Here is a 23,331-nt window from a genome sequence, read left to right as displayed (position 1 = left end):
TTATCCTGTAAGCAAGCCTATAAATTTTTGCATGGAGTCCAGCATCGACGTAAACATATCTGTGTAGACGTATCGGTAGCCAGAGAACAGCAAGGTGAACAAGATAAAACCAATGATGATTTTTATTGGCATCCCCACTACAAAGATATTGAACTGAGGAGCTACTCTGGCAAGAAATCCGAGCCCCACATCCGTAAGAAAAAGAGCGACGACCAATGGCGCTGCCATTTGAAAGCTAATTCTGAACACGCTGGTAAACGTTCTGACCATAAATTCGGCAATGTCTCCACTGTACATCTTGGCGAACAGAGAATTCGATAAGGGAATCCAATCATAGCTCTCCATTATAGCTTTTAATAACAAGTGATGACCGTTAAAGGATAAGAACAGCAGAATCGATATCATATACTTCAGGTTGCCCATGATCGGACTTTGCGCGCCTGTCATCGGATCGATAACGTTAGCAATACCAAATCCCATCTGGATATCGATGAATGCCCCCGCAATAAGAACAATCTGAAAGAACATGTAAGCGATAAAACCAAGCATAAGACCGACTAATATTTCCCTTATGACCGACAGCAAGTAAAGCGAATCGAAGGTCGCTGGATTATTCATCCCAAACAAGGTAAATGCCATCAGCGATACAAAAAAAGCTATACCGATCTTAAAATGCTGTGGTACGTTTCTGGCCGAAAATATAGGTACCACGACAAAAAACGAGGCAATACGACAAAAAAATAGCATAAAACCAGGTAAATATTGTGTCACCCATTCCATTTACTCACAGCCTAGCCGATAAATTTATATAAGTTATTCAACAGGTTATAAGTATAATCAACCAGTGTTGTAAGAATCCAAGGTCCAAAAATCAAGAATGATAACAACACGGCAACAATTTTCGGTACGAAAGCCAGCGTCTGTTCTTGAATTTGAGTAGTTGCTTGAAAAATACTGATGATCAAACCTACGACTAAACCGATTAACAGCATGGGGGCGCTGGCTTTCAAGACCGTATATACAGCCTCACCGGCCAATCGAATGACAAACTCGGAACTCACGATTTCTCTCCTCCTGCACGGCCAAATGTAGTGATCATGTATTGTAGCTAAGCAGCAAGGATCTCACAACAAGATACCAGCCATCTACCAATATGAAGAGTAAAATTTTAAATGGCAGCGAGATCATGACCGGTGGCAGCATCATCATCCCCATAGCCATCAATGTACTGGAAACGACCATGTCGATAACTAAAAATGGAATGAAGAGCATAAAACCCATCTGGAATGCCGTCTTCAGCTCGCTAATGGCATAAGCAGGAACCAATGCAGTCAACGGAGTATCTTCCACGCCGCTTGGCGGAGCCGCCTTGGAATAATCTAAGAATAATTTCAGATCCTTTTGTCTCGTATACTGAAACATAAATTTCTTCATCGAGACAGAAGCTTTGTCCAATGCAGCTGTTTGTGAAATTTCTCCCTTTATGTAAGGCTGTAAAGCATTCTGATTCACATCCCCTAAAGTAGGGGCCATGATAAAAAAGGTTAGGAATAATGCTAAACCTATTAAAACTTGGTTAGGAGGCATTTGCTGCGTTCCTAATGACGTACGAACGAAACCAAGTACAATAATGATCCTTGTGAAGCTCGTCATAAGAATAAGAATAGCCGGGGCTATACTCAAGACCGTTAGCAATAAAATAATATTAATGGTATTGGAAGCTCCCGAGGTGCTGTTGGAGCCGCCAATATCAATGTTGATTCCTGGAATCGGATCAGCCGCATAAGCTTGGGTGGTCCATAAAACGCTAATTGCGAACAAGGACATGATAGTAAATGCCAATGCCTTTAATTTCATGGTTTATCATTCAACCGATCTTTGTTATTATCATCCATCAGCAGTTCATCGACCCTCTTTTTCCGATCGGACAAATGCTGCATTTTGTCATGGAACACTTGCTGGAAAGAAGCCGTAATATCTTCGTCTTCAGGCTGCTCCTGCTTGTTCCTCAGCTTATTCCACCAACCGCTTAACGATTCGAAATTAGGAGTTCCGATGGAGTTATTCGTCAGCATGCTCGTTATGTACGCAACTTCTTCCTCATCATTAATCTTTTCAATTAGCTGAACGTTATCGCCGACACCCACGATATAGAGTGAACGACCTATTTCAACAACCTGTATAGATTTATTTGGTCCTAGCGGTACTCCTCCAAGTGAACGAAGGGACCGCCCGAACAGAGATTTATTTTTTTGAGAAAGAAACTTAACAATTACAAAAAAGATTCCGATAATAACAATAAGGAAGAAAACAACTTTAACGACCATCCACAGCGTGCTAGCTGTATCTGCTCCCGGATAAGCAAAATCAGGCGTGTCTTTCAACGGTTGCTCTGAAGGGGTGCCGGGTTCCCCGTAACAAACGATCGAGAAACCGGCTAGTTGAATTATCCCCATAATGATGAACAAATTTAATCTGGTTACGAGTCTGTTCAAGTTTCACATTCCTTTCGGCTTATGTAAGACTCTCCCCTATGTAACATTATCCCAGCGTCTTTTTGATAGCTTCGATAACGCGGTCCGCTTGGAAAGGTTTTACGATAAAATCTTTTGCTCCGGCTTGAATGGCGTCGATAACCATGGCCTGTTGGCCCATAGCGGAACACATAATGACTTTAGCATTAGCGTCAATTTTTTTAATTTCTTTCAAGGCTGCAATTCCGTCCATTTCTGGCATAGTGATGTCCATTGTAATGAGGTCTGGACGCAGTTCCTTGAATTTTTCAATGGCTTGAGCTCCATCGTTAGCTTCTCCTACAACCTCATATCCGTTCTTGGATAAAATGTCTCGAATCATCATTCTCATAAAAGCTGCATCGTCTACAATCAAAATTCGGTTTGCCATGGGTGAACAGTCCTCCTAGAGTATGTTTGTTATTGTAATTTTTGAATGCGATCCCATTGATTCACAATGTCTGTAACTCGAACCCCGAAGTTTTCATCTATGACGACAACTTCACCTTTAGCAATTAGTTTGTTGTTTACTAAAATATCTACAGGTTCACCGGCCAGCTTATCCAACTCAATAATGGATCCTTGAGAAAGCTCGAGAATGTCTTTAATCACTTTGTTGGTTCTTCCTAGCTCTACTGTAACCTTGAGCGGTATATCCAACAGCAAATTCAGGTTTGCATCCTCAGCAGGCGATAGACTCATTGGTGTAAAGTTGGAGAATTGAGCCGGTTGTACATTCACATTGCGAGTTGGTGCCGTTCCGTATGCAGCAGGCGGTTGTTGGTACATCGGCTGCTGTGGCGGTACCATGGGCTGTTGATACATTGGCTGCTGTGGCTGCATTGCCGGTTGCTGGTACATTGGTTGCGCATATGGATCCTGAACTGGCGGAGCCGCTTGCTGCTGAGGAGCAGGCGCAGGTTCCGGTGCTGCAGGAATAGGCGTTGGAGCTGCAGCAGATGCGGCTGCTGATTCTTCTTGGCTGTCTCCCCCTCCCATCAAAATAGAAACCATGTCCCTCGCGAAGTTCACCGGGAGTAATTGCATAATTGTAGAGTCAATTAAGTCGCCGATTGTCAAACGGAAGGAGATTTTGATAAATACATCTTCGGGAGGAAGCGACGAAGTTCCTCCTTCTTCCGCTAAATTTAGTATATCAATACCTGGAGGTGAAATGTTCACGAAACGGTTAAATATTGTTGACATTGATGTCGCAGATGATCCCATCATTTGATTCATCGCTTCTTGAACCGCACTGATATGGATTTCGGTCAAATCCCCCTCAGGCGCAGTGCCTTCTCCACCCATCATCAGGTCAGCGATGACTTGCGCGTCACGGGTTTTAATAACCAACAAATTGATTCCATGAAATCCATCAACATAGTTAACATGGACAGCTACATGTGGTTTTGGAAACTCATCAATCAATGCTTCTTTCGCAACAATCGACACTTGCGGTGTTGTAATGTCGACTTTTTTCCCTAACAGCGTCGACAAAGCTGTCGCAGCACTACCGAAAGTAATGTTCCCAATCTCGCCAAGAGCATCCTGCTCTAAAGAAGATAAGTAATCTTCTACAAACACCTCGGTGCTCGGACTTGCCGAACCGCTGTCACCGGATGATTGTCTTAATAATGCATCAATCTCCTCTTGAGACAAATAATCTTTGCTATTCGTCATTTTCTTCCGCTCCTTCATCAACAATATCGGTAATTTGCAATGCTAATTTCCCACGAGTCGTTCCCGGCGTTCCGTAAAACTTCAGTTTTTCGCCTATACGAATCTTCAGTAATTCATCCACCGGTTTTTGTAATGAAATCACATCACCGACATTTAAATTCAGGAATTCTCCAACGGAAATTTGTGACTCGCCAAGCTCTGCAATAATTGGAAGCTTAGCTTTATGAAGTCTGGATTGCAGCGCAATTACTTCTTCAGGTGCGCTTGTCTTCTTCTGGGACACGAACCAGTGATGAACCGAAAGTCTTGGCATGATAGGCTCGATAACCACATGCGGAATACAAAGGTTAATCATCCCTGTTGTATCGCCTATTTTGGTACTTAGTGAAATTAATGCGATTGTTTCGTTCGGTGAAACAATTTGCATAAACTGCGGATTCGTTTCCAATGCTTCCATTCTAGGCGAAAGGTCAATTACCGTTTTCCAGGCTTCCTGCAAGCTCTCGAACGCTCTGCTAAATATACGCTCCATCACTATCGTTTCTATTTCCGTAAGGGCGTTAATCTTTGTTGGTGTCGTTCCTGTTCCCCCCAAGAGACGATCCAACATTGCATAGGCTACATTCGGATGTACTTCTAGAACCATTCTACCTTCCAATGGCTCGGCCTCAAAAATATTGAGGATGGTCATTTTAGGGATGGAACGAATAAACTCATCGTATGGCAGCTGTTCCACCTGTACTACATTGATTTGTACAAAAGTCCTTAGCTGTGCTGAAAAGTAAGTCGTTAAATACCGGGCAAAGTTCTCATGAATTCTTGTTAAGCTGCGAATGTGATCCTTAGAAAATCGTACGGCTCTCTTAAAATCATAAGCTCGAACTTTCTTCTGAGTCTCTTCCTTCTTAAGTTCTTCCGCATCCATCTCACCCGAGGATAACGCAGCCAATAAGGCGTCAATTTCATTTTGTGAAAGCACATCAACCATAAGCGTCACCTCCTGTACGAGTGTCTATTGCCTCCTAATTATTGAAGCACATTATCCGTGATCCAAATTTGCTTGATTTTTCCGGAGGATAGTAGTGGATTCATTTTATTCATAAGGACCGCAGTCAGATTATCGAAGCCTTTGCTGCCCTGAACCTGCTCAGGTGTCATGTCGGCTAGCGTTTGTACGATGATGGCTTTCATTTTGAAATCCAGCTTCTCAAATTCTTCTTTGGCCTTCTTATTTTCCATCTCAAAGGCAAAGCTCGCTTTAATGAATCGATTATTCGCTGCGAGGTTTGTCAGAATATCTTTCATGATCACTGTGTTTTCTTTTGTTTCATCTGGAGATACCTTTTTACTTTGTTTTACTTGATTAGCAGAACTTATTGCTTGATCTTGAGTGTTTTGATTTGATTTATCCATATAATTCCACAAAATGAAAGCAGCCGTTAAAATTAAGGTTATAGCTATGAGTATGGCAACGACCAACAGGAAAATTCGACTTTTTAACAACTACAACCCCTCCGAATCCAAACTCTTGATGGTTCCAACGATCGTCCCTATGGACTGCATATACTGCGTCACAAGTTGGACGACATCGGTAACTGGCTCCAATACGGTTATTTTTTTGCCGGTTGTTAAGGTAATCATCGTGTCCGGCGTGTCTTCTATACTTTCAATCAAGATGGCATTAACAATAATGTGCTTGCCATTAAGACGCGTAAGTTGAATCATAAAACAGCCTCCGATAGAAGAGTTAGGGGGAGGGACTTAAAGCTCTCCCCCATTAATTAGTTTATCGTTTGAGATTAACAACCTCTTGCAGTATCTCATCGGATGTTGTAATGATTCTAGAGTTCGATTGGAATCCGCGTTGAGCTACGATCATCTCAGTAAACTCCGAAGTTAAGTCAACGTTGGACATTTCCAATTGTCCCGCGACGATGGCGCCAGTTCCGGTAGCCGGATCATTAGGAATCGATGTACCCAGATCGATATCGTCGATGTTGGAGTTGGCAGTTGTGCGATATAAGTTACCGCCAACTTTCTCCAAACCGCCTGGATTTGTCACTTTGGCAACCGCAATCACGTTCGCTGCTCCCGTAGTACCGTCAGCTTTAGTTGTGATCACTTCACCGTTTTGAGAAATGGAGAATGCTGTGTCATCGTCTTCCAGAGCAATGATTCCGCCTTGAGTATTCAAAACGAACATTCCATCTGATGTAACCAATTGACGGTTTGCGTCAACGGTAAAATTACCTGCACGTGTTAAGAACATATTATCCGTTGTTCCGTCTGGAGATACTGCGAAAAATCCATCTCCGTCAATACGCAGGTCCGTAGGCACATTAGTAGTCATTGCGCTGCCTGGTGTATGTACAGTATCGATTGCGCTGATGGCAACACCTAACCCGATTTGCTTCGCGTTAACTCCACCCTTAGCTCCATCTTCCGGAGCTGTAACGCCTGCAACAGATTGGCTAAGAATGTCTTTAAACATCACTCGTCCTGCTTTAAAACCGATCGTGTTAACATTTGCAATATTGTTACCAATTACGTCCAGCTTCGTTTGAAAGCCTCTCATACCGGAAACGCCTGAGTACAGAGATCTTAACATGCACCATTGCCTCCCAAATTGTTGTTGGTTAATTTGTACGGTTGCTTCGATCGTTCCACAACCGAGGGCCCCCTCTCGGTCCAGCCCGTTACTTATGAAATAATGACTGCACTATCGATTTGAGTAAATAAATTATCCTTCATCGATGCACCATCGATGGCAGTGACTACCGTTCTGTTTTTAATATTGACAATCAGAGCAGTATCATTGATCAGCATAAGCGAATCTTTGGCACCTTTAGCAGCTGCCTTGTCAATTGCAGTCTGGATTTTTGCCAACTGTTCAGGTTTGAACTCTATCCCTCTCTGCTGCAATCTCTCCTCCGCATGATGACTGAATCGAACTAACTGGTTCTGCAGCACGGATTGGAACGAGTTGGCAGTCTGAGGCGACTGCACCTCTGATCTTTGAAGCCTTGTTGTTCTTAGGCTACCGGGATATAGTTGTCCGACAGATATTCGATCGGTCATTGTTTCTCCTCCGGATTGGCAATTTGCGTCACTTGATCCAGAGCAATTTTCTCTTTATCTACAACTGCAAACTGTGATCCGTCTTTAACAACTATAGATTCAACGGTACCGGTTTTCGAAACAGTCTCACCTTTCTCATTAGTTGTGTTCCAAGTAATTGATTTACCGATCAACCCTGAAGCAAATCCTAACGATTGGCGGAGCAATTTCATTTCGTTACTCATATTGGTCAGTTGTTCAACGGAAGTAAACTGCGCCATCTGAGCAATAAATTCCTTATCCTGCAAAGGTTGCGATGGATCCTGGTTTTTTAATTGAGCGATCAATATTTTCAAGAACTCATCTTTACCCAGATCATTGCTTTTCGTTTCTTTTGCTACGTTGCTTATATTGGTTTTGGCATAATAGGGCCAAATATTATTGGTGCTTACGGATGAATCCGACACGGTTTCACCTCCCGGGCATTCACATTGCTTTCTTTAAGCCGTTACATCGATTGAAGTTCGTCCCATTCCTGAAAGGATTTGGGCTGCCTTCGTTTCTTGCTCTAACTCTTCTTCAAGAGAAACAGCTTTATTCGTGTTATTGTTTTTTTGCTGTTTAGCAAACTGCTGCTGCTGCTGTCTTTGTTCCTGGAATAATCCAGACTGCAAAGAAGGGCTTTGTGTAACCTCCAGCTTGTCTACTTGAATGCCTTGATTCTGTAACGTCGCTCTCAGCTGTGACATTTGGCTTTCCAGCATTTCTTTTCCGATCATATTCTCTGCAACAAATTGAGCAATCAATTGTCCGTTATGCATTGTAAGCTTAACATCAACATGCCCAAGATGCTGTGGATAAAGTGATAGCTTCGCTTCCGTAATTCCTTCGGCAATCGCATTTACAGTAAATGACTTCATTACAAATTGACTCATATCTTCTGTAAATGTAGGCGCCTGCATCAGCAGAACAGGAGTTTTGGCAACGTGAGTACCATTAGATACTTGCTTAAGGAATTCATGCATCGGAACAGCTGGGCTATCCGAAGCTGCTTCTGTAAGGTCTACTAATGGTTCAAACAGCGGGCCATCATTGCTCACTAGAGGTACTTCAACCTTTAGTGGACCAGCCTTTGCTGCTAAATATTCCAAGTTTGCGTTAACCGCCGGTGCAGCCGTTGTTTGTTGCAGTTGGTTGTCCTGGGTAGGCTGTACAAGCACGTTTTGGCTATTTACGATGTTTTTTAATCCTGTAATGATATGCTCCAGCGATTGAGCGCTTGACTTGGTTTGAAGCGAAGCATGATCCTTCCCAGATTCAAGCAGCTGCTTAAGATCTTTTAATATATCTTTGGCTTCTTGCTTGGAAACAGGCTTAAGCACTTGCTCTATCGCAACTACAGGCTGCTGCTCTAGGACTACTTCTGTGTCAAGCGGTACAAACAAAGTTTGTGCGGCAGCTGCATTTTTACTTGCATCAGTACTCTCTGTCGAAGGCTCAAGAAGAAGGGATGCAGCAGAATCATCACTACCATCCGACACTTGATTTGCAACAGCCTGAGGTTGTGTTTGCTGCGACAGCAGCATCGCTTGGATTTGAGCAAGCCACGCTTGCACATCAGGATTTTGCAATAAGGCTGCTGCATCCTCCGAGTTTGAATCCAAAAGCTCCATTAATGCATCCAATTGCTTGAGCGCATCTTCCGGAACTGCCGTTTGTTGTTGTGCACCATCAGTGGTCGTGTTCCCAAGCTGTTGAATTAATGCATTCAATCCTGGCAATAATGCTTGAGCTGTAGTGCCTTCACCAGAAGGAGTTCCTGTAAGCATTCCAACTAGTGCAGCCGAGAAACCTCCTGAAGCTTGGCCTGATGTTGAATTCGATAGTCCTGCACCCGCCGTATTGGCACCTGCACTAGAAGAACTAGATGACGTAACATTTGCTGGCATTTGAGCTTGAATCTCCATTATTTTTTCACCTCCTTCCCCTTATTTATTGTACGAGTCGCGCCGAGATGAGCGCTGCTGTCTCTTTTGACTGTTCGGATATTGCCGTCAGTACCTTCGAACGTCCAGCACTATCCATCGAGCTTAAGATAGAGATAACTTTGTCCGGATTAGAAGTTTGCATTTCTAACAACACCGTTGCCGCACTCTTAGGAGTCATATTAGAGAATGTAGCACCAAGATCGTCTTTGCTAATTTTCTGAGACGCTTTCGGATCTGGAACAGCTACTTGCTTCAGTCTTTCTTGTAATGCTGCAATTTCACGATCCTTTACGGTAGTCTGATCCTTTAACAATATGGATGCATCTGCCGCTTTTTTCGGATCCATTTTCTCCAATACTTTTACCCGATCATCCGTTTTCATCATGCTCAGCACCAGCACGAGCTCGGAGGTAGACAACTCCTCCATTATCGGTGCCGACTTAGACGGAGTCATTTTGGCATACATGGATGCTAGCTGCTGAATTTGAGTTGCATACTCCTCATCGGTAAGTGTCTTGCTTTTTACTTGTTCCTCTAATGTACTGTTTTTAAGCTGCAGTTCTTTTATCGTTTGATCTCGTTGAGTGATCAGACTGTTTGTCTTACTGATTTCTTCATCCTTTTCATTAAGCTTTGCGTTTAAAGCCTGGATCGTTTCTTCTTGAGATTGACTGGCTGCCGACTCCTGACCCGCAGAACCTGAAGCCGGTTTATCGGTGGCCTTGGTCTTTGGTTCTGGAACAATACTGCTGATTACCGGAATTTTGTTTGCTGTTCGCAGTACATTATTCATGACATCGTAATCAAAAATGGTCAATAATACGCCAAGCAGTACAGCTGTAAAAACAAACGGGATTAAAAACCAGATGAGAAACCGTTCCATTGCCCCATACGAAGAGGTATTTTCCACATCCATATCTGACATTATCCTCACCTCCATGTCCTTGGGTTATGACAATCTCCGGAATCGGTTCGTTGCCATTTCGTCCAGTTGATCCTGCTCTTTTTTAAGCACATTTACAGTAAAACGTTGATAAGCCTTTTCCTTCGCTTTGCTCCAAACTTTTTCTTCCAGTACTCTCCCCGCCAATATATCCTGCTTTGCGTGAACAGCTTCCTTGGCCTGCATAAGATCATGATTTTTCAATACGATTTGTTGATCAATGTGCTCTACATATTGCTGAAGCAGCATCATCTGAGATATAGTTGCCTTCTTTGTAGAGACCTGATAAAGCTCTTCGTAAATTCCGTCCTTGGCCTCATGCAACTCGGATAAGCTCGACTCTTCCTCGCGCATCTTGCCAATGGCTTGTGACAATAACCACTCCGCTTGCGTCTTTTCATTTGTTTTCAGATCCACAATTTTTTGAAATGCATAACGGAAACGCATAGATTATGTTCACCCTTTGTTAAATTCTAATATTAATCTTTCTTGTGCTTCACTAAATGTCAGCTTCTCATCGACTCTTTGCTTGGTATAGTCCCATATCGATTGTATGTATTGTAAGGAAGTATCAATTTCCGGATTCGAACCTTTTTGGTACGCCCCTATATTGATCAAATCCTCCGAATCTTTATAAATAGATAAGAGACGTTTCAAATTTTCTGCTGCCAGCTGATGCTCTTTAGGAACGATTTCCTTCATTACACGGCTGACACTTGACAAGACATCGATTGCTGGATAATGTCCCCGGTTGGCAATGTTACGATCAAGGACAATGTGACCATCCAATATACCGCGAACCGCATCGGCAATCGGCTCATTCATATCGTCTCCGTCTACGAGCACTGTATAAAAGGCTGTGATAGAACCTTTAGGACCAGTACCTGATCGCTCAAGCAGCTTAGGCAATGTTGCAAAAACCGATGGTGTGTATCCACGAGTTGCAGGTGGTTCCCCTACGGCTAGACCGACTTCACGCTGCGCCATAGCATAGCGAGTAACCGAATCCATCATCAGCATGACATTTAAACCACGGTCTCTGAAATACTCAGCAATGCTTGTTGCAATCAATGCACCCTTGATCCGGATTAAAGCAGGTTGATCCGAAGTAGCCACTATGACCACCGAACGGGCAAGCCCTTCAGGTCCAAGATCGCGTTCAATGAAGTCCAATACTTCACGTCCCCGCTCTCCTATGAGCGCAATTACGTTAACATCGGCGGAGGTATTTCTAGCGATCATACCCATGAGTGTACTTTTCCCAACACCGGATCCTGCGAATATACCGACTCGCTGTCCTTTACCAATAGTAAGAAGTCCATCGATACAGCGTACGCCTACACTGATTGGATCAAGCACACGAGGGCGCTTCAATGGATTGCTTGGTGCATTGTGAGTCGAATATTGTGTCATACGTGACGACAAGAACGTACCATCTAACGGTTGGCCTAGTCCATCCAGCACTTTACCCAATAATTCGTGCCCAACTTGCACAGTTAAAGGCTTCCCGGTTCCTACAACATCGCAACCAGGTCCGATGGAATGCAGCTCACCAAGAGGCATAAGCAATACCTTGTTATTTTTAAATCCAACGACTTCAGCCTTCAAGGGCTCATTAGATTTTAGTGGGTAAATGTAACATACATCGCCGATACTAGCATCGGGACCTTCCGATTCAACCGTAAGTCCAATGACCTGAGTAACTTTTCCGTTAACTCGAACGGGATCTATTTGCCTCAGATGTTCGATATACTTGAATACGTCTGGCACCTGATTCATCTATGCTCCCTCATTTCTGACGGCAAGATGCTGAAGTGCATTTTTAATTTCTTTTAACTGCGTATCGATTTTCGCATCGATGCTGCCAAAATTAGAACGAACTACACAGCCATGATCATGTACCGAAGGATCCGGAATAATTTGCAGTTCCGCTTGAGAATCGATGTGCAGCAGCAATTCTTCACGTGCATCCTGAATATAGGAGAAGTGAGCCGGCGCAACACAAAGCGTAATGATCCCTTTTTCTCTTCTGCGAGATAATATGTTTTGAATCAACTCAATGATCCATTCAGGTTCAACCGTCAGCTGTCTAGCGATGATTTTTTCTGCGATTCCGCAGCTCAGTTGAATTAGAAAAGGTTCCGCTTCTTGAATGATCTGTTGTTTCAAAAGATAAGCTTGATCCAAAATTTGTGACGCTTCCTGGAGCATATCGTTGTACTGCGCTCGAAGATGTTCTTCCGATTCTTTCAAACCATTTTCATAGCCTTGTCGGAAGCCTTCATCCTTTAATTGAACTTGTAATTGCTCATCGTTCACGCGCTGTTCATTCCACCATTGTTCGATTTCCGATTGTGCTTGTTCACGAGCTAAGGCGGCTTCTTCCATTGCCAGACGTACTTGCTCTTCAGCAAACACCTGTGCGTCAAGCAAGATTTGCTCCTTCATTTCTTGAAGCTCGTTCAATTCAAGCTGCTGTTCCTCGGTTAATCCTCCGGTAGAATCTGGATCTTCCGTGAATTTATATTTTTGCGCAACTTCGACGACCTTCTTATCGTCTAACGATATGTATTGTGCATGCTTGATGACATTAGACAATAATATCATCTCCTCCACCGCGGGCTATGATGATTTCACCAGCTTCTTCTAGACGGCGAATAGTTGCAACGATACGTGTTTGAGCTTCTTCCACGTCACGCAAACGAACAGGTCCCATAAATTCCATTTCTTCTTTGAACGTTTCGGCCATTCGTTTGGACATATTTTTGAATATGGCATCGCGAACTTCTTCGCTGGCCACTTTAAGCGCCAATTGCAAATCAGCATTCTCAATATCCCGGATAATTCTTTGAATAGAGCGGTTGTCGATATTGACGATATCTTCGAACACGAACATTCTTTTCTTGATCTCTTCAGCCAGCTCCGGATCTTGAATTTCCAAGGAATCCAGAATTGTTCTTTCCGTACCTCGGTCGACACCATTCAATATTTGTACGATAGCAGCAATACCGCCCGCATTGGTATAGTCTTGAGTCACCGTCGCGGAAAGCTTCTGCTCCAACACACGTTCAACTTGACTAATAACTTCCGGAGAAGTGCTGTCCATTAAAGCAATACGTTTTGCAACATCCGCTTGCTTGTCCTGTGGCAATGAAGACAAAATAATGGATGATTGCTCGGGCTGTAAGTAAGCTAGAACTAAAGCAATCGTTTGAGAATTTTCATTTTGGATAAAATTCAATATTTGTGCCGGATCTGCTTTTCTCGCGAAATCAAACGGTCTGACTTGCAGCGTCGCAGTTAACCGGTTAATAATATCCAAAGCTTTTTGAGAACCAAGGGCTTTCTCTAAAATATCTTTGGCATAAGCAATACCGCCCTGAGAGATGAATTCCTGCGCCAAGCATATTTGGTGAAACTCGGCTAAAATCGATTCTTTCTCAACACTGTCGACCTTTCTAACATTCGCGATCTCTAAAGTCAGCTGCTCGATTTCTTCATCACGTAGATGTTTAAAGATTTGAGCTGAAACTTCTGGGCCAAGACTGATCAACAGAATGGCAGCTTTTTGACGACCCGATAATACTTGCTGCTGCACTTTAGCCAACAATCACACCTCTATTCATCTACTAACCATGTACGAAGCAGGTTGACAAATTCCTCCGGTTTTCTTTTCGCCAAGGTTTCCAACTGCTTGCGAACTTGATTATCATTAGTCACATTATCAATATCAATGGTCGGGAATTCCAGCTTCGCTGGTTCAGCTTCGAGTTCCTCAAGTGCTTCTTCCTTAGCTTTACGGCGTTTCATCCAGATGAATGCCCCTGCCGCTAGAAGTGCTAATGCAAGTCCGCCTAATCCACCATATAACAACAAAGAATTATTCGTGCTTAATTGATTTTGTGTAGTCCGTGCAAACGAATGCGGGAACACCGATACTTTTTGTAATAGATCAGCTTCCGTCAAGGTTTGCTTGTTATCAGCTAATGCCGCTCTAACCACGTTGACCAAAATACGCTGAACCGCATCTCTCGTTTCTTGTGTCAAAGAGTTCGGATCATTCGGATTAGGTGGTTCAATTCCTACATTTATGGTTAAATCTTTAACAACGTATGGTGTGGAAATAATATCATTCGTAATTCGGTTTACTTCTGAATTTACCGTCTTCTGAAGTTCTTCGGATTTGGACTTCCCGTTATTATTGCTTCCAGGATATCCCGGTACATCAGTTTGCCCTGTTCCTGGTACCCCACCCGTAGAAGCCGATCCATCACTGCTATAATTTTTCTGAATCTCTTGAACGGAAATTTCCAATCCCTTTTGATCGACTGTGTTTGGTGCAGTAACCAACTGCTGATGACTGTTCGTCTGATCAAAGTTCATAGTCGAGAATACTTGAACAATGACTTTGTCCTTGCCAAGAATGGCAGCCAGCATTTGCTGCACGTTTTTCTGAATGTCGTTTTTGAATTGGTTGTTAATTTCAAAGTTTTGTAATGCTGCATTAGCATTTGTGATTTTTCCGTTGCCTTTGGAATATTCCAACGGTTCACCATTTTGATCCGAGATTGTAATATTCTCAACTGGCAAGCCTTTCACACTGTGAGAAACCAAATTGTACATAGTATCAACTTTAGCCTGATCCAATTGGTAACCCGGCTTTACATTAACGACGACAGATGCAGATGCTTTTTCTTTATCCGCGCCTTTTGGCAAGAATACACTTTCTTCCGGAATATTGATCAATACTTTGGAGCTGCTTACTGCATTGTTAGAATTAATCAACTGCTGGAGCTCACCTTGGACTGCGTTAATATATTTAACGTTGAATTCTTTATCCGTCGTTCCGAAGGTACTGCTTTTCCCGAACTCGCCATATCCAATGCTACCGTTTTTATTTAGCCCCTGCGATTCAACACCCAGCTTGACATTAGCAACTTCACTGCGAGGAACTCCGATATTTTTTCCGTCTTCACTCAGTTGATACGGAATTTTGGCACTATCGAGATATCCTTTGATCGCTGCCGCATCGCTTGGTTGAAGATTTGTGTAAGCCAATGCGTATTCAGTCTTCGAAAAATTATAGCTGATGATCCCGAGTGTTAATATGACAAGGATCACTGTCGCTGAAAAAGTTATCTTTTGTGCTTTACTGAATTGATTCCAGTATTGCTTTACTCGATTCCAATACTGGGTAATATTCTCGTTCACTATTTCACCCCATCTGAATGACCGTCGCTAGTGATCCTCATAGTACATTCTATACTTGCGTTCTCATGATCTCTTGATAAGCTTCGATCACTTTATTTCGCACTTGAACTGTTAGCTCTAAGCCCAAGGACGCTTTTTCCGACGCGATCATAACTTGATGTACATCTGAAGTTTCACCTTTGGCAAACTGATTATTCAACTTGTCGACTTCCACCTGCTGTGCCTTAAGTTTGTTCATCGCATCGTTTAGGAACTGCCCGAACTGTTCCGATACTTCTGCAGCGCTTGTACTTTTAGGAGCTGTTGGAGTAGAAGCTTGCAACGGCTGTAGACCCAATTTTTCAATCATGATGGAATCTCCTTTTATAAATTAATAATTCTTTATTTACCAATTTCTAAAGCTTTAGTAATAAATGATTTCGATGCGTTTAATGCAGTAACGTTCGCTTCATAGGATCGAGTTGCAGATATCATATCTACCATTTCTTTAAGCACGTCAACATTCGGCATCATCACAAATCCATTCTCGTCTGCATCTGGGTGAGTCGGATTGTAAACCTGCTTAAAGGGAGAAGTATCTTCAATGATTTTTGTTACTTTAACGCCTTCTCCAACTGAATCCGATTGCGCGTTTTGAAGTGCTTGTTCAAATGATGGCTGCTTAGGTTCTATAGTAACCAGCTTTCTTTGATAAGGCATCCATTTGCCGTTAACCATCTTCGCCCTAGTGGAATCGGCATTGGCAATGTTGGAAGATATCACATCCATCCGAAAGCGTTGTGCCGTTAGTGCAGAAGAACTGATGTCAAAACCATTCGTTAGTTTCATCTATTAAACTCGCCCTCCAATTGCCGTTCTCGCTTTTTTAATTTCACTGCTAACCTCTTGAATCATAACGTTATATCTTAATTGATTTTTTGCTAACAGAGACATTTCGAAGTCTACATCGACATTGTTTAAGTTGTTGTTAATCGCCGACGAATTATCTCGAACAATCTGAGCCTCTGGCATTGCAGGACGTCCAATATTGAAATGTCGTGGATCCGTTCTATAGCCCTGAAGTGAATTAGTACCATTCATTTCATTTTGCAGCAATTCCTCAAAACGCACATCTGACCTTTTGAAGAGCGGTGTATCCACATTGGCTACATTGTCCGCAATAACACGTTGACGCACTGAAGCAGCATCCAGGGAACGTTCTAGCTGATTAAATGACGGCTTATTTAGAATATTCATGCACGATCCTACCTTCACGGTGATGTTTAGTTTGTACTATTCAACAAATTAACTCCATTATCCTCCTTTCTTCGACATATTAATCGAAAAATAATGTGGATAATTGGAATAAAATGTAGTCGCCCAGAACTATTTCTATAATGAAGATATTAGCAATCTATTACAATATGAAAAAAGCCCTATATTTGAGCTATAGGGCTTAGAACCTGCTTGTTTACTATATTTTCAAACTTTGAATACCCTGAATTAACTGATCATTTAATACCCGAATATACGTCCCTTTCATTCCCAATGAGCGGGTTTCGATAACTCCGGCACTTTCCAATTTTCTTAATGCATTGACAATAACCGACCTCGTAATTCCGACACGATCCGCTATTTTACTTGCAACCAATAATCCTTCAGAACCTTCCAGCTGTTCAAAAATATGTTCAACAGCCTCCAGCTCACTAAACGATAAGGAGCCTACCGCCACTTGAACGACAGCTTTACTTCTTGCTTCAACCTCAACCTGCTCTGCTTTTTCTCGCAATATTTCCATGGCTACAACCGTCGATCCATATTCCGCTACGATCAGGTCGTCATCAATAAACCCGCCTGCTTGCCTTGTTAAGATCAGAGTCCCTAATCGGTCTCCGCCGCCTATCACGGGTACAATGGTTATGTAAATGCCATCCTCAGGTACCCTATCTCCGAAAACATTATAATCGCTTAACGCACTCATATTGGAAGAGGTTTCCTCGACCTTCAATAATAGCTGGTTATATTCGTGCGGGAATCGATTCTCTAACAATACCGTTTCATTCAAATTGTCAGCGGATTCCGAAACCGTTAATGCTTTTCCTAATACTTTCCCTTTACGGCTCACTACAAAAATATCCGCCTGCAGTATATCCCCAAGCACTTCTGCCATATTCATAAAGCTGACCGGATTCCCAGCTTCCTTTTGGAGCAACTTGTTTAATCTTCTCGTCTTCGTCAACAATGTCATGATACTGCCTCCCAGAGCGACTAGCTTTAAAGTGCCGCACACTCCTCATTATTCATTATAAAATATATTGGCTTAAGTCGCGGTTCTGCACAATGTCAGTGAGCTTCTCACGAACATACTCCGGTGTAATCACAATCTGCTCTAGTGTGATTTCCGGTGCTTCGAATGATAAATCCTCCAAAAGCTTTTCCAATATTGTGTGCAATCTTCTTGCTCCGATATTATCCGTATTCTGATTAACCTCTGCTGCTATTTTGGCTATTTCTTCTATAGCTTGATCGGAGAACTGCACCTGAATTCCTTCTGTTTCCAATAATGCTGTATATTGTTTGGTTAATGCATGTTTTGGCTCTTTCAAAATGAGCACAAAGTCCTGTTGCGTTAAGCTACTTAGTTCTACACGGATAGGAAAACGTCCTTGAAGCTCCGGAATTAGGTCTGAAGGCTTAGATACATGGAACGCCCCTGCTGCGATGAACAATATATAATCGGTTTGTATTGGACCGTACTTAGTCATTATAGTAGATCCTTCAACTATAGGAAGTATATCTCGTTGTACTCCCTCTCTTGATACGTCAGGTCCGCCGCTGCGACCATTACTGCATATTTTATCAATTTCATCGATAAAAATAATACCATGCTGTTCAGCACGCGTAACGGCATCTTGAATGACTTCGTCCATATCCAAGAGTTTTTGTGCTTCCTCTTGGATCAACAGTTTACGAGCTTCTTTAATTGGAAGCTTGCGTTTTTTCGTTTTTTTGGGCATGAAATTGCCGAATAGTTCCTGCATGTTCATACCAGCTTGCTCATTGCCTTGGCCAGACAGCATATCTAACATAGACGGAGAATTATCTTCGATTTCAATCTCAATCATTTGCTGTTCCAATTCTCCCTTTGCCAAACGTTCTTTGGTCTCCTGTCTGCGTGCATGCACATTATGGTCCACTTCTGGTTCATGCGTCTCATTGGAAGATTGATTGCCGAATAGCATTTCAAGAGGATTTCGCTGTGTCTTTGATTTAGATGATCCGGGCACTAGGATTGACACGATTCTCTCATTAGCCATTTGCTCCGCTTTGTCTTTCAGTTTATCTGTACGATCAGCCTTTACCATTCGAATGGAGGTTTCAACTAAATCCCTGACCATAGCTTCCACATCTCGCCCTACATACCCCACTTCCGTAAATTTCGTAGCTTCTACTTTAATAAAGGGGGCATTGACCAGCTTAGCGAGTCTACGTGCAATTTCCGTTTTCCCTACGCCTGTCGGTCCGATCATGAGTATATTCTTAGGGACAATTTCATTGCGAATCGTTTCATCCAGGAGGCTGCGACGATAACGGTTACGAAGCGCAACAGCCACTGATTTCTTAGCTTTCTTCTGCCCGATAATATATTTGTCCAGTTGGGCGACAATCTCTTTTGGTGTCAATGCGGTATGCTTCAAGGGATTCCCTCCTTATTATCGTCTACTCAATTTCTTCTACAATAATATTGTGATTGGTAAAAACACATATTTCCGCAGCCATCGTTAATGCAGCGTGAGCAATTTCTTTAGCGCTCATTTGCGGCGCGTACCGCTGAAGCGCTCTTCCTGCTGCCAAGGCAAAGCTGCCCCCAGATCCTATTGCTAAAATCCCATCGTCAGGTTCGATGATTTCACCATTCCCTGATATAAGAAGCACACTGCTTGCATCCATAACGATCATCATCGCTTCAAGTCTTCTCAGCACACGATCTGAACGCCATTCTTTGGCGAGTTCTACTGCAGAACGCTGCAAATTACCGTGATGCTCCTCCAGCTTAGCTTCAAACTTTTCAAACAAAGTAATGGCGTCGGCGACCGAGCCAGCAAAGCCGGAAATAACTTTGCCACGGTAAAGTCTACGTACCTTCTTGGCTGAATTTTTCATTACCATACTATTGCCGAACGTTACCTGTCCATCTCCGGCAATAGCACATTTCCCGTCATGACGTATGGCAAATATTGTAGTAGCGTGAAAGGTTTGTTCCATACAAAATATACCTCCATTAGAAAACCGTCTATAGACGAATTTTCAAAGATGAGCGACCTCAATACTTTTATATTCAGGTATTCAATAGAAAAACCTCGTTCGAGGACGCACTAACAGAGCAGCCGCGATGCAGAGGTTCGATAATTCAAATATCCAATTCAAAGAGTTCAATAAAATTGACATTCAAAAGCAATTTTATATTATCATAGTAAAGCTTTTACTTACAAGTGGAATTGTATTCGTTTTGGGAAAAATTCTGAATTTTCTCAATTGCACGTAAAGCAATTTTTTCATAACGAATTTTTTTCACTTTGACCTTCTCATCTAGCGGAGGAAGCAGTCCAAAGTTTGCGTTCATCGGCTGAAAATGTTTGAAGTCAGCTGTTGTAATATAATGAGCCATACTTCCAAGTGTCGTATCGGCAGGAAGTACAAGACAATCCAGGCATTTAGCATAACGAGCAGCGTTCATTCCTGCTATCAATCCCGAGGCGGCCGATTCAACATAACCTTCCACACCAGTCATTTGTCCAGCAAAGAATAAGTTGTCGCGTTTCGTAAATTGATAGGTAGGCTTGAGAAGCTTCGGAGAATTAATAAATGTATTTCTATGCATAACTCCATAGCGCACAAACTCTGCATTTTCAAGTCCTGGTATTAACGAGAACACCCGCTTCTGTTCCCCCCACTTAAGGTGAGTTTGGAAGCCAACAAGATTGTATAATGTGCCTGCTGCGTTATCTTGACGGAGCTGAACAACGGCATATGGAAGCTCGTTGGTATGCGGATTGATCAAGCCTACTGGCTTCATCGGGCCGTACAATGCAGTTTGCTTACCACGTTTGGCCATAACTTCAATAGGCATACAGCCCTCAAAATATATTTCTTTCTCAAATTCTTTAATAGGTGCAACCTCAGCTGAAATAAGAGCATCATAGAATGCATTGAACTCTTCTTCCGTCATCGGACAGTTAAGATAGGCCGCCTCACCTTTATCATAGCGTGAAGCAAGATACACTTTGCTCATATCGATGGAATCTTTCTCTACAATCGGAGCAGCTGCGTCATAGAAATATAAATACTCTTCACCCATCAAAGATTGCAGATGAGCAGATAGCGAAGGTGAAGTCAATGGGCCTGTAGCCACGACAGTAATTCCTTCCGGCAGCTCCTGCAGTTCTTCATTACGCACTTCGATGAGTGGATGATTGCGCAGCATCGAAGTAACCTCAGCCGAGAAGCCTTCCCTATCTACAGCAAGAGCTCCACCGGCAGGCACTGCATGCTTGTCTGCACAGCGCAAAATGAGGGAGTTCAGAATACGCATTTCTTCTTTCAACACGCCAACAGCATTTGTTAAGCCATTGGCGCGAAGCGAATTGCTGCAGACCAGCTCAGCGAATTGATCCGAGATGTGCGCCGGAGTCTTTTTCACCGGACGCATTTCATATAAGATAACGGGCACTCCCTGGCTGGCAATTTGCCAAGCGGCTTCACTGCCAGCCAGACCGGCTCCGATTACAGTTACTTTTTGTGTATCTGACAAGATGCTGACCTCCTGAAAATCGTAAACTTAGTTATTCTTTTTCTTGCACTTCTTCCTTAAAATCACACTGAATGCATTGGTGGAACACACCGTTTTTATTGCGCTTCTCGATCACTAATGAACCGCACTTAGGACAAGGCTTATCGACTGGCTTATCCCAGGAGACAAATTCACATTCAGGATAACGATCACAGCCATAGAACACACGTCCTTTTTTACTCCGCCGTTCAATGATATGCCCTTCTTTACAGCTCGGACAAGTCACTCCAATATCTTTCACGATCGGCTTGGTGTTGCGGCAGTCAGGAAATCCCGAACAGGCAAGGAATTTACCAAAACGGCCCATTTTATATACCAGATGGCGACCGCATTTCTCACAAATTTCATCCGAAACTTCGTCTTGAATTTCGATCTTTTCCATCTCTTCTTCAGCCACTTCAAGACGTTTTTCAAATGATTGATAGAAAGAGCTTAACACTTTTACCCAATCTTCTTTCCCCTCTTCCACATGGTCAAGTTCCTCTTCCATATGGGCTGTGAACTCAACATCCAAAATTTCAGGGAAAAATTCAATCATCTGTTGGATAACCAGCTCGCCTAGCTCAGTAGGTACGAACTTCTTCTCCTCAATCGCTACATAGCCGCGTCGTTGGATTGTCTCCAGTGTTGGTGCGTACGTACTCGGACGTCCGATCCCCATCTCCTCGAGAGCACGAACCAACCTTGCTTCCGTATAGCGCGGCGGCGGTTGCGTAAAGTGCTGCTTCGGATCGATCTGTTTCTTCTTGACTTTATCGCCTTGCTTCAGAGGAGGCAGCAGCTTATCCTCTTCCGTTGTGCCATCGTCGTTACCTTCAACATACACCTTCATAAACCCAGGAAACTTCATTTTAGAGCCTACAGCTCTAAATACGTTATCCCCAGCGGCAATATCGACTGTCATTGTATCCAGAACTGCAGATGACATCTGGCTTGCTACAAACCGTTCCCATACAAGTTTGTACAAACGGAACTGGTCACGGCTCAAATGGTCTTTAATTTGATCTGGCTCGCGCAGCACGGAGCTTGGACGAATAGCTTCATGCGCATCTTGAGCGTTGGCTGCTTTTTTAATATAAACACGAGGCGTCTCCGGATAGTAGCTCTCTCCGAATTTTCCGACAATAAATTCCTTCGCCTCTTCTTGAGCAACTGGAGATATCCTGGTAGAATCCGTACGCATGTACGTGATTAAACCCACAGTCCCTTCGCTGCCCAAATCAATACCTTCATAAAGCTGCTGTGCAACAGACATTGTTTTGGATGCTCGGAAGTTCAATTTCCGTGCAGCTTCCTGCTGCAAAGAACTCGTAATGAATGGCGGAGAAGGATTACGCAAGCGTTCCTTTTCTTTTACTTCATTAATAGTAAAATCCGCTTTATTGACGGAAGCCAATATTTCGTTAACTTCCTGTTCATTTTTCAGCTCTTTTTTCTCGCCGTTGACACTATGGAATTTGGCTTCGAATTCAGATGTTCCAGCTAGGAGCTTGGCAGTAATGGACCAATATTCTTCAGGAACAAATGATTTGATTTCATTTTCCCGATCGTATATCAGCTTCACAGCAACCGATTGTACGCGTCCTGCGGATAATCCTTTCTTAACCTTTTTCCAGAGCAAAGGACTAATCTTATACCCTACCAACCGATCTAGAATTCTTCGAGCTTGCTGGGCATTCACCAAGTCAATATTGATCTTTCTAGGTGTTTTGAAAGCGTCCTTAACCGCTTGTTTCGTTATTTCATTAAATACAACCCGGCATGCTTCCGTCTCTTCAAGCTCCAGATAATGAGCCAAGTGCCAAGCAATAGCTTCCCCCTCACGATCCGGGTCAGCCGCCAGATATACTTTTTTCACTTTTTTGCGGGCATCCTTCAATTCCTTCAATACGGAACCTTTGCCGCGGATCGTAATATATTTGGGCTCAAAGTTTTTCTGTATTTCAACACCAATTTGGCTCTTTGGAAGATCGCGAATGTGGCCCATGGATGCCTTGACAATAAACTTGCTGCCTAAATATTTGCCGATGGTTTTTGCTTTTGCGGGTGACTCCACAATGACTAAGGAATCTGCCATAGGCGCCTGCCCCCTTCATTTATAAAATAGAC

The 23,331-nt window shown here is 43.0% G+C and carries 27 protein-coding genes; all 27 read right to left on the bottom strand.

The annotated features are described in order from the left end of the window. The 27 genes from fliR to topA all read right to left on the bottom strand — a co-directional run bounded on the left by fliR (position 1) and on the right by topA (position 23,299). The gene (gene fliR, locus BP97_RS0118525) at positions 1 to 780 is read right to left on the bottom strand and encodes a flagellar biosynthetic protein FliR (protein WP_028550438.1); all 780 of its coding nucleotides are present in this window, start codon (positions 778 to 780) and stop codon (positions 1 to 3) included. An 11-nt stretch (positions 781 to 791) separates the two neighbouring features. Further along, on the bottom strand, positions 792 to 1,061 hold the full coding sequence (fliQ, locus tag BP97_RS0118520; protein WP_028550437.1) for a flagellar biosynthesis protein FliQ: 270 nt from the start codon (positions 1,059 to 1,061) through the stop codon (positions 792 to 794). A 34-nt stretch (positions 1,062 to 1,095) separates the two neighbouring features. Beyond that, complete coding sequence (gene fliP / locus BP97_RS0118515) at positions 1,096 to 1,857, bottom strand: flagellar type III secretion system pore protein FliP (protein WP_028550436.1); 762 nt, start codon at positions 1,855 to 1,857, stop codon at positions 1,096 to 1,098. Next, positions 1,854 to 2,495 (bottom strand): flagellar biosynthetic protein FliO, encoded by a 642-nt coding sequence (locus BP97_RS0118510; RefSeq protein ID WP_231506334.1) that lies wholly within the window; start codon positions 2,493 to 2,495, stop codon positions 1,854 to 1,856. The genes fliP and BP97_RS0118510 overlap by 4 nt, the downstream gene beginning before the upstream one ends. 46 nt (positions 2,496 to 2,541) lie before the next feature. Next, on the bottom strand, positions 2,542 to 2,904 hold the full coding sequence (locus BP97_RS0118505) for a response regulator (protein ID WP_028550434.1): 363 nt from the start codon (positions 2,902 to 2,904) through the stop codon (positions 2,542 to 2,544). Between the two features lie 29 nt (positions 2,905 to 2,933). Then, positions 2,934 to 4,193, bottom strand: a complete 1,260-nt coding sequence (gene fliY / locus BP97_RS0118500) for a flagellar motor switch phosphatase FliY (protein ID WP_028550433.1) — start codon at positions 4,191 to 4,193, stop codon at positions 2,934 to 2,936. Further along, on the bottom strand, positions 4,183 to 5,181 hold the full coding sequence (gene fliM, locus BP97_RS0118495) for a flagellar motor switch protein FliM (protein WP_028550432.1): 999 nt from the start codon (positions 5,179 to 5,181) through the stop codon (positions 4,183 to 4,185). Before fliM ends, fliY begins: the two co-directional genes overlap by 11 nt. Positions 5,182 to 5,219: 38 nt before the next feature. Then, positions 5,220 to 5,696, bottom strand: a complete 477-nt coding sequence (locus tag BP97_RS0118490) for a flagellar basal body-associated FliL family protein (RefSeq protein ID WP_028550431.1) — start codon at positions 5,694 to 5,696, stop codon at positions 5,220 to 5,222. Further along, positions 5,697 to 5,918 (bottom strand): flagellar FlbD family protein, encoded by a 222-nt coding sequence (locus tag BP97_RS0118485; RefSeq protein WP_028550430.1) that lies wholly within the window; start codon positions 5,916 to 5,918, stop codon positions 5,697 to 5,699. A gap of 61 nt (positions 5,919 to 5,979) precedes the next feature. Then, on the bottom strand, positions 5,980 to 6,801 hold the full coding sequence (flgG, locus tag BP97_RS0118480) for a flagellar basal body rod protein FlgG (protein WP_028550429.1): 822 nt from the start codon (positions 6,799 to 6,801) through the stop codon (positions 5,980 to 5,982). Between the two features lie 92 nt (positions 6,802 to 6,893). Then, a complete protein-coding gene (locus BP97_RS0118475; protein ID WP_028550428.1) occupies positions 6,894 to 7,271 on the bottom strand; it encodes a TIGR02530 family flagellar biosynthesis protein in 378 nt (125 codons plus the stop codon). Next, positions 7,268 to 7,717, bottom strand: a complete 450-nt coding sequence (gene flgD / locus BP97_RS0118470; RefSeq protein WP_028550427.1) for a flagellar hook assembly protein FlgD — start codon at positions 7,715 to 7,717, stop codon at positions 7,268 to 7,270. Before flgD ends, BP97_RS0118475 begins: the two co-directional genes overlap by 4 nt. A 33-nt stretch (positions 7,718 to 7,750) precedes the next feature. Next, positions 7,751 to 9,217, bottom strand: coding sequence for a flagellar hook-length control protein FliK (locus tag BP97_RS0118465; protein ID WP_028550426.1), 1,467 nt, complete (start codon positions 9,215 to 9,217; stop codon positions 7,751 to 7,753). 25 nt (positions 9,218 to 9,242) lie between these two features. Further along, positions 9,243 to 10,163, bottom strand: coding sequence for a MotE family protein (locus tag BP97_RS0118460; RefSeq protein WP_028550425.1), 921 nt, complete (start codon positions 10,161 to 10,163; stop codon positions 9,243 to 9,245). A 24-nt stretch (positions 10,164 to 10,187) separates the two neighbouring features. Beyond that, on the bottom strand, positions 10,188 to 10,628 hold the full coding sequence (gene fliJ, locus BP97_RS0118455; RefSeq protein ID WP_028550424.1) for a flagellar export protein FliJ: 441 nt from the start codon (positions 10,626 to 10,628) through the stop codon (positions 10,188 to 10,190). Positions 10,629 to 10,637: 9 nt separating this feature from the next. Continuing rightward, complete coding sequence (gene fliI / locus BP97_RS0118450) at positions 10,638 to 11,960, bottom strand: flagellar protein export ATPase FliI (protein WP_028550423.1); 1,323 nt, start codon at positions 11,958 to 11,960, stop codon at positions 10,638 to 10,640. Continuing rightward, the gene (locus tag BP97_RS0118445) at positions 11,961 to 12,779 is read right to left on the bottom strand and encodes a FliH/SctL family protein (RefSeq protein WP_028550422.1); all 819 of its coding nucleotides are present in this window, start codon (positions 12,777 to 12,779) and stop codon (positions 11,961 to 11,963) included. It lies immediately after the preceding gene. Further along, the gene (gene fliG / locus BP97_RS0118440) at positions 12,772 to 13,788 is read right to left on the bottom strand and encodes a flagellar motor switch protein FliG (RefSeq protein WP_028550421.1); all 1,017 of its coding nucleotides are present in this window, start codon (positions 13,786 to 13,788) and stop codon (positions 12,772 to 12,774) included. The genes BP97_RS0118445 and fliG overlap by 8 nt, the downstream gene beginning before the upstream one ends. 11 nt (positions 13,789 to 13,799) lie before the next feature. Beyond that, positions 13,800 to 15,392 (bottom strand): flagellar basal-body MS-ring/collar protein FliF, encoded by a 1,593-nt coding sequence (gene fliF, locus BP97_RS0118435; protein WP_028550420.1) that lies wholly within the window; start codon positions 15,390 to 15,392, stop codon positions 13,800 to 13,802. A gap of 49 nt (positions 15,393 to 15,441) precedes the next feature. After that, entirely contained in the window at positions 15,442 to 15,741 is a 300-nt protein-coding gene (gene fliE, locus BP97_RS0118430) for a flagellar hook-basal body complex protein FliE (RefSeq protein WP_028550419.1), read from the bottom strand. A gap of 32 nt (positions 15,742 to 15,773) precedes the next feature. After that, positions 15,774 to 16,220, bottom strand: coding sequence for a flagellar basal body rod protein FlgC (flgC, locus tag BP97_RS0118425; RefSeq protein ID WP_028550418.1), 447 nt, complete (start codon positions 16,218 to 16,220; stop codon positions 15,774 to 15,776). Between the two features lie 3 nt (positions 16,221 to 16,223). Next, positions 16,224 to 16,628 (bottom strand): flagellar basal body rod protein FlgB, encoded by a 405-nt coding sequence (gene flgB / locus BP97_RS0118420; RefSeq protein ID WP_028550417.1) that lies wholly within the window; start codon positions 16,626 to 16,628, stop codon positions 16,224 to 16,226. A 217-nt stretch (positions 16,629 to 16,845) separates the two neighbouring features. Then, positions 16,846 to 17,619: a GTP-sensing pleiotropic transcriptional regulator CodY gene (gene codY, locus BP97_RS0118415; protein WP_028550416.1), complete on the bottom strand. Its 774-nt coding sequence runs from the start codon at positions 17,617 to 17,619 to the stop codon at positions 16,846 to 16,848. A gap of 55 nt (positions 17,620 to 17,674) precedes the next feature. Further along, a complete protein-coding gene (gene hslU / locus BP97_RS0118410) occupies positions 17,675 to 19,069 on the bottom strand; it encodes an ATP-dependent protease ATPase subunit HslU (RefSeq protein ID WP_028550415.1) in 1,395 nt (464 codons plus the stop codon). 22 nt (positions 19,070 to 19,091) lie between these two features. Continuing rightward, on the bottom strand, positions 19,092 to 19,637 hold the full coding sequence (gene hslV, locus BP97_RS0118405; RefSeq protein WP_028550414.1) for an ATP-dependent protease subunit HslV: 546 nt from the start codon (positions 19,635 to 19,637) through the stop codon (positions 19,092 to 19,094). A gap of 217 nt (positions 19,638 to 19,854) precedes the next feature. Further along, the gene (trmFO, locus tag BP97_RS0118400) at positions 19,855 to 21,183 is read right to left on the bottom strand and encodes an FADH(2)-oxidizing methylenetetrahydrofolate--tRNA-(uracil(54)-C(5))-methyltransferase TrmFO (RefSeq protein WP_028550413.1); all 1,329 of its coding nucleotides are present in this window, start codon (positions 21,181 to 21,183) and stop codon (positions 19,855 to 19,857) included. 31 nt (positions 21,184 to 21,214) lie between these two features. Then, positions 21,215 to 23,299 (bottom strand): type I DNA topoisomerase, encoded by a 2,085-nt coding sequence (gene topA, locus BP97_RS0118395; RefSeq protein WP_028550412.1) that lies wholly within the window; start codon positions 23,297 to 23,299, stop codon positions 21,215 to 21,217. Between the last annotated feature and the right edge of the window lie 32 nt (positions 23,300 to 23,331).

The sequence above is a fragment of the Paenibacillus sp. UNC451MF genome, assembly GCF_000686845.1.
In the GTDB taxonomy this organism is placed as follows: Bacteria; Bacillota; Bacilli; order Paenibacillales; family NBRC-103111; genus Paenibacillus_S.
Note: the sequence above shows the minus strand (reverse complement) of the source record. Positions and strands in the feature narration are given on the sequence as shown.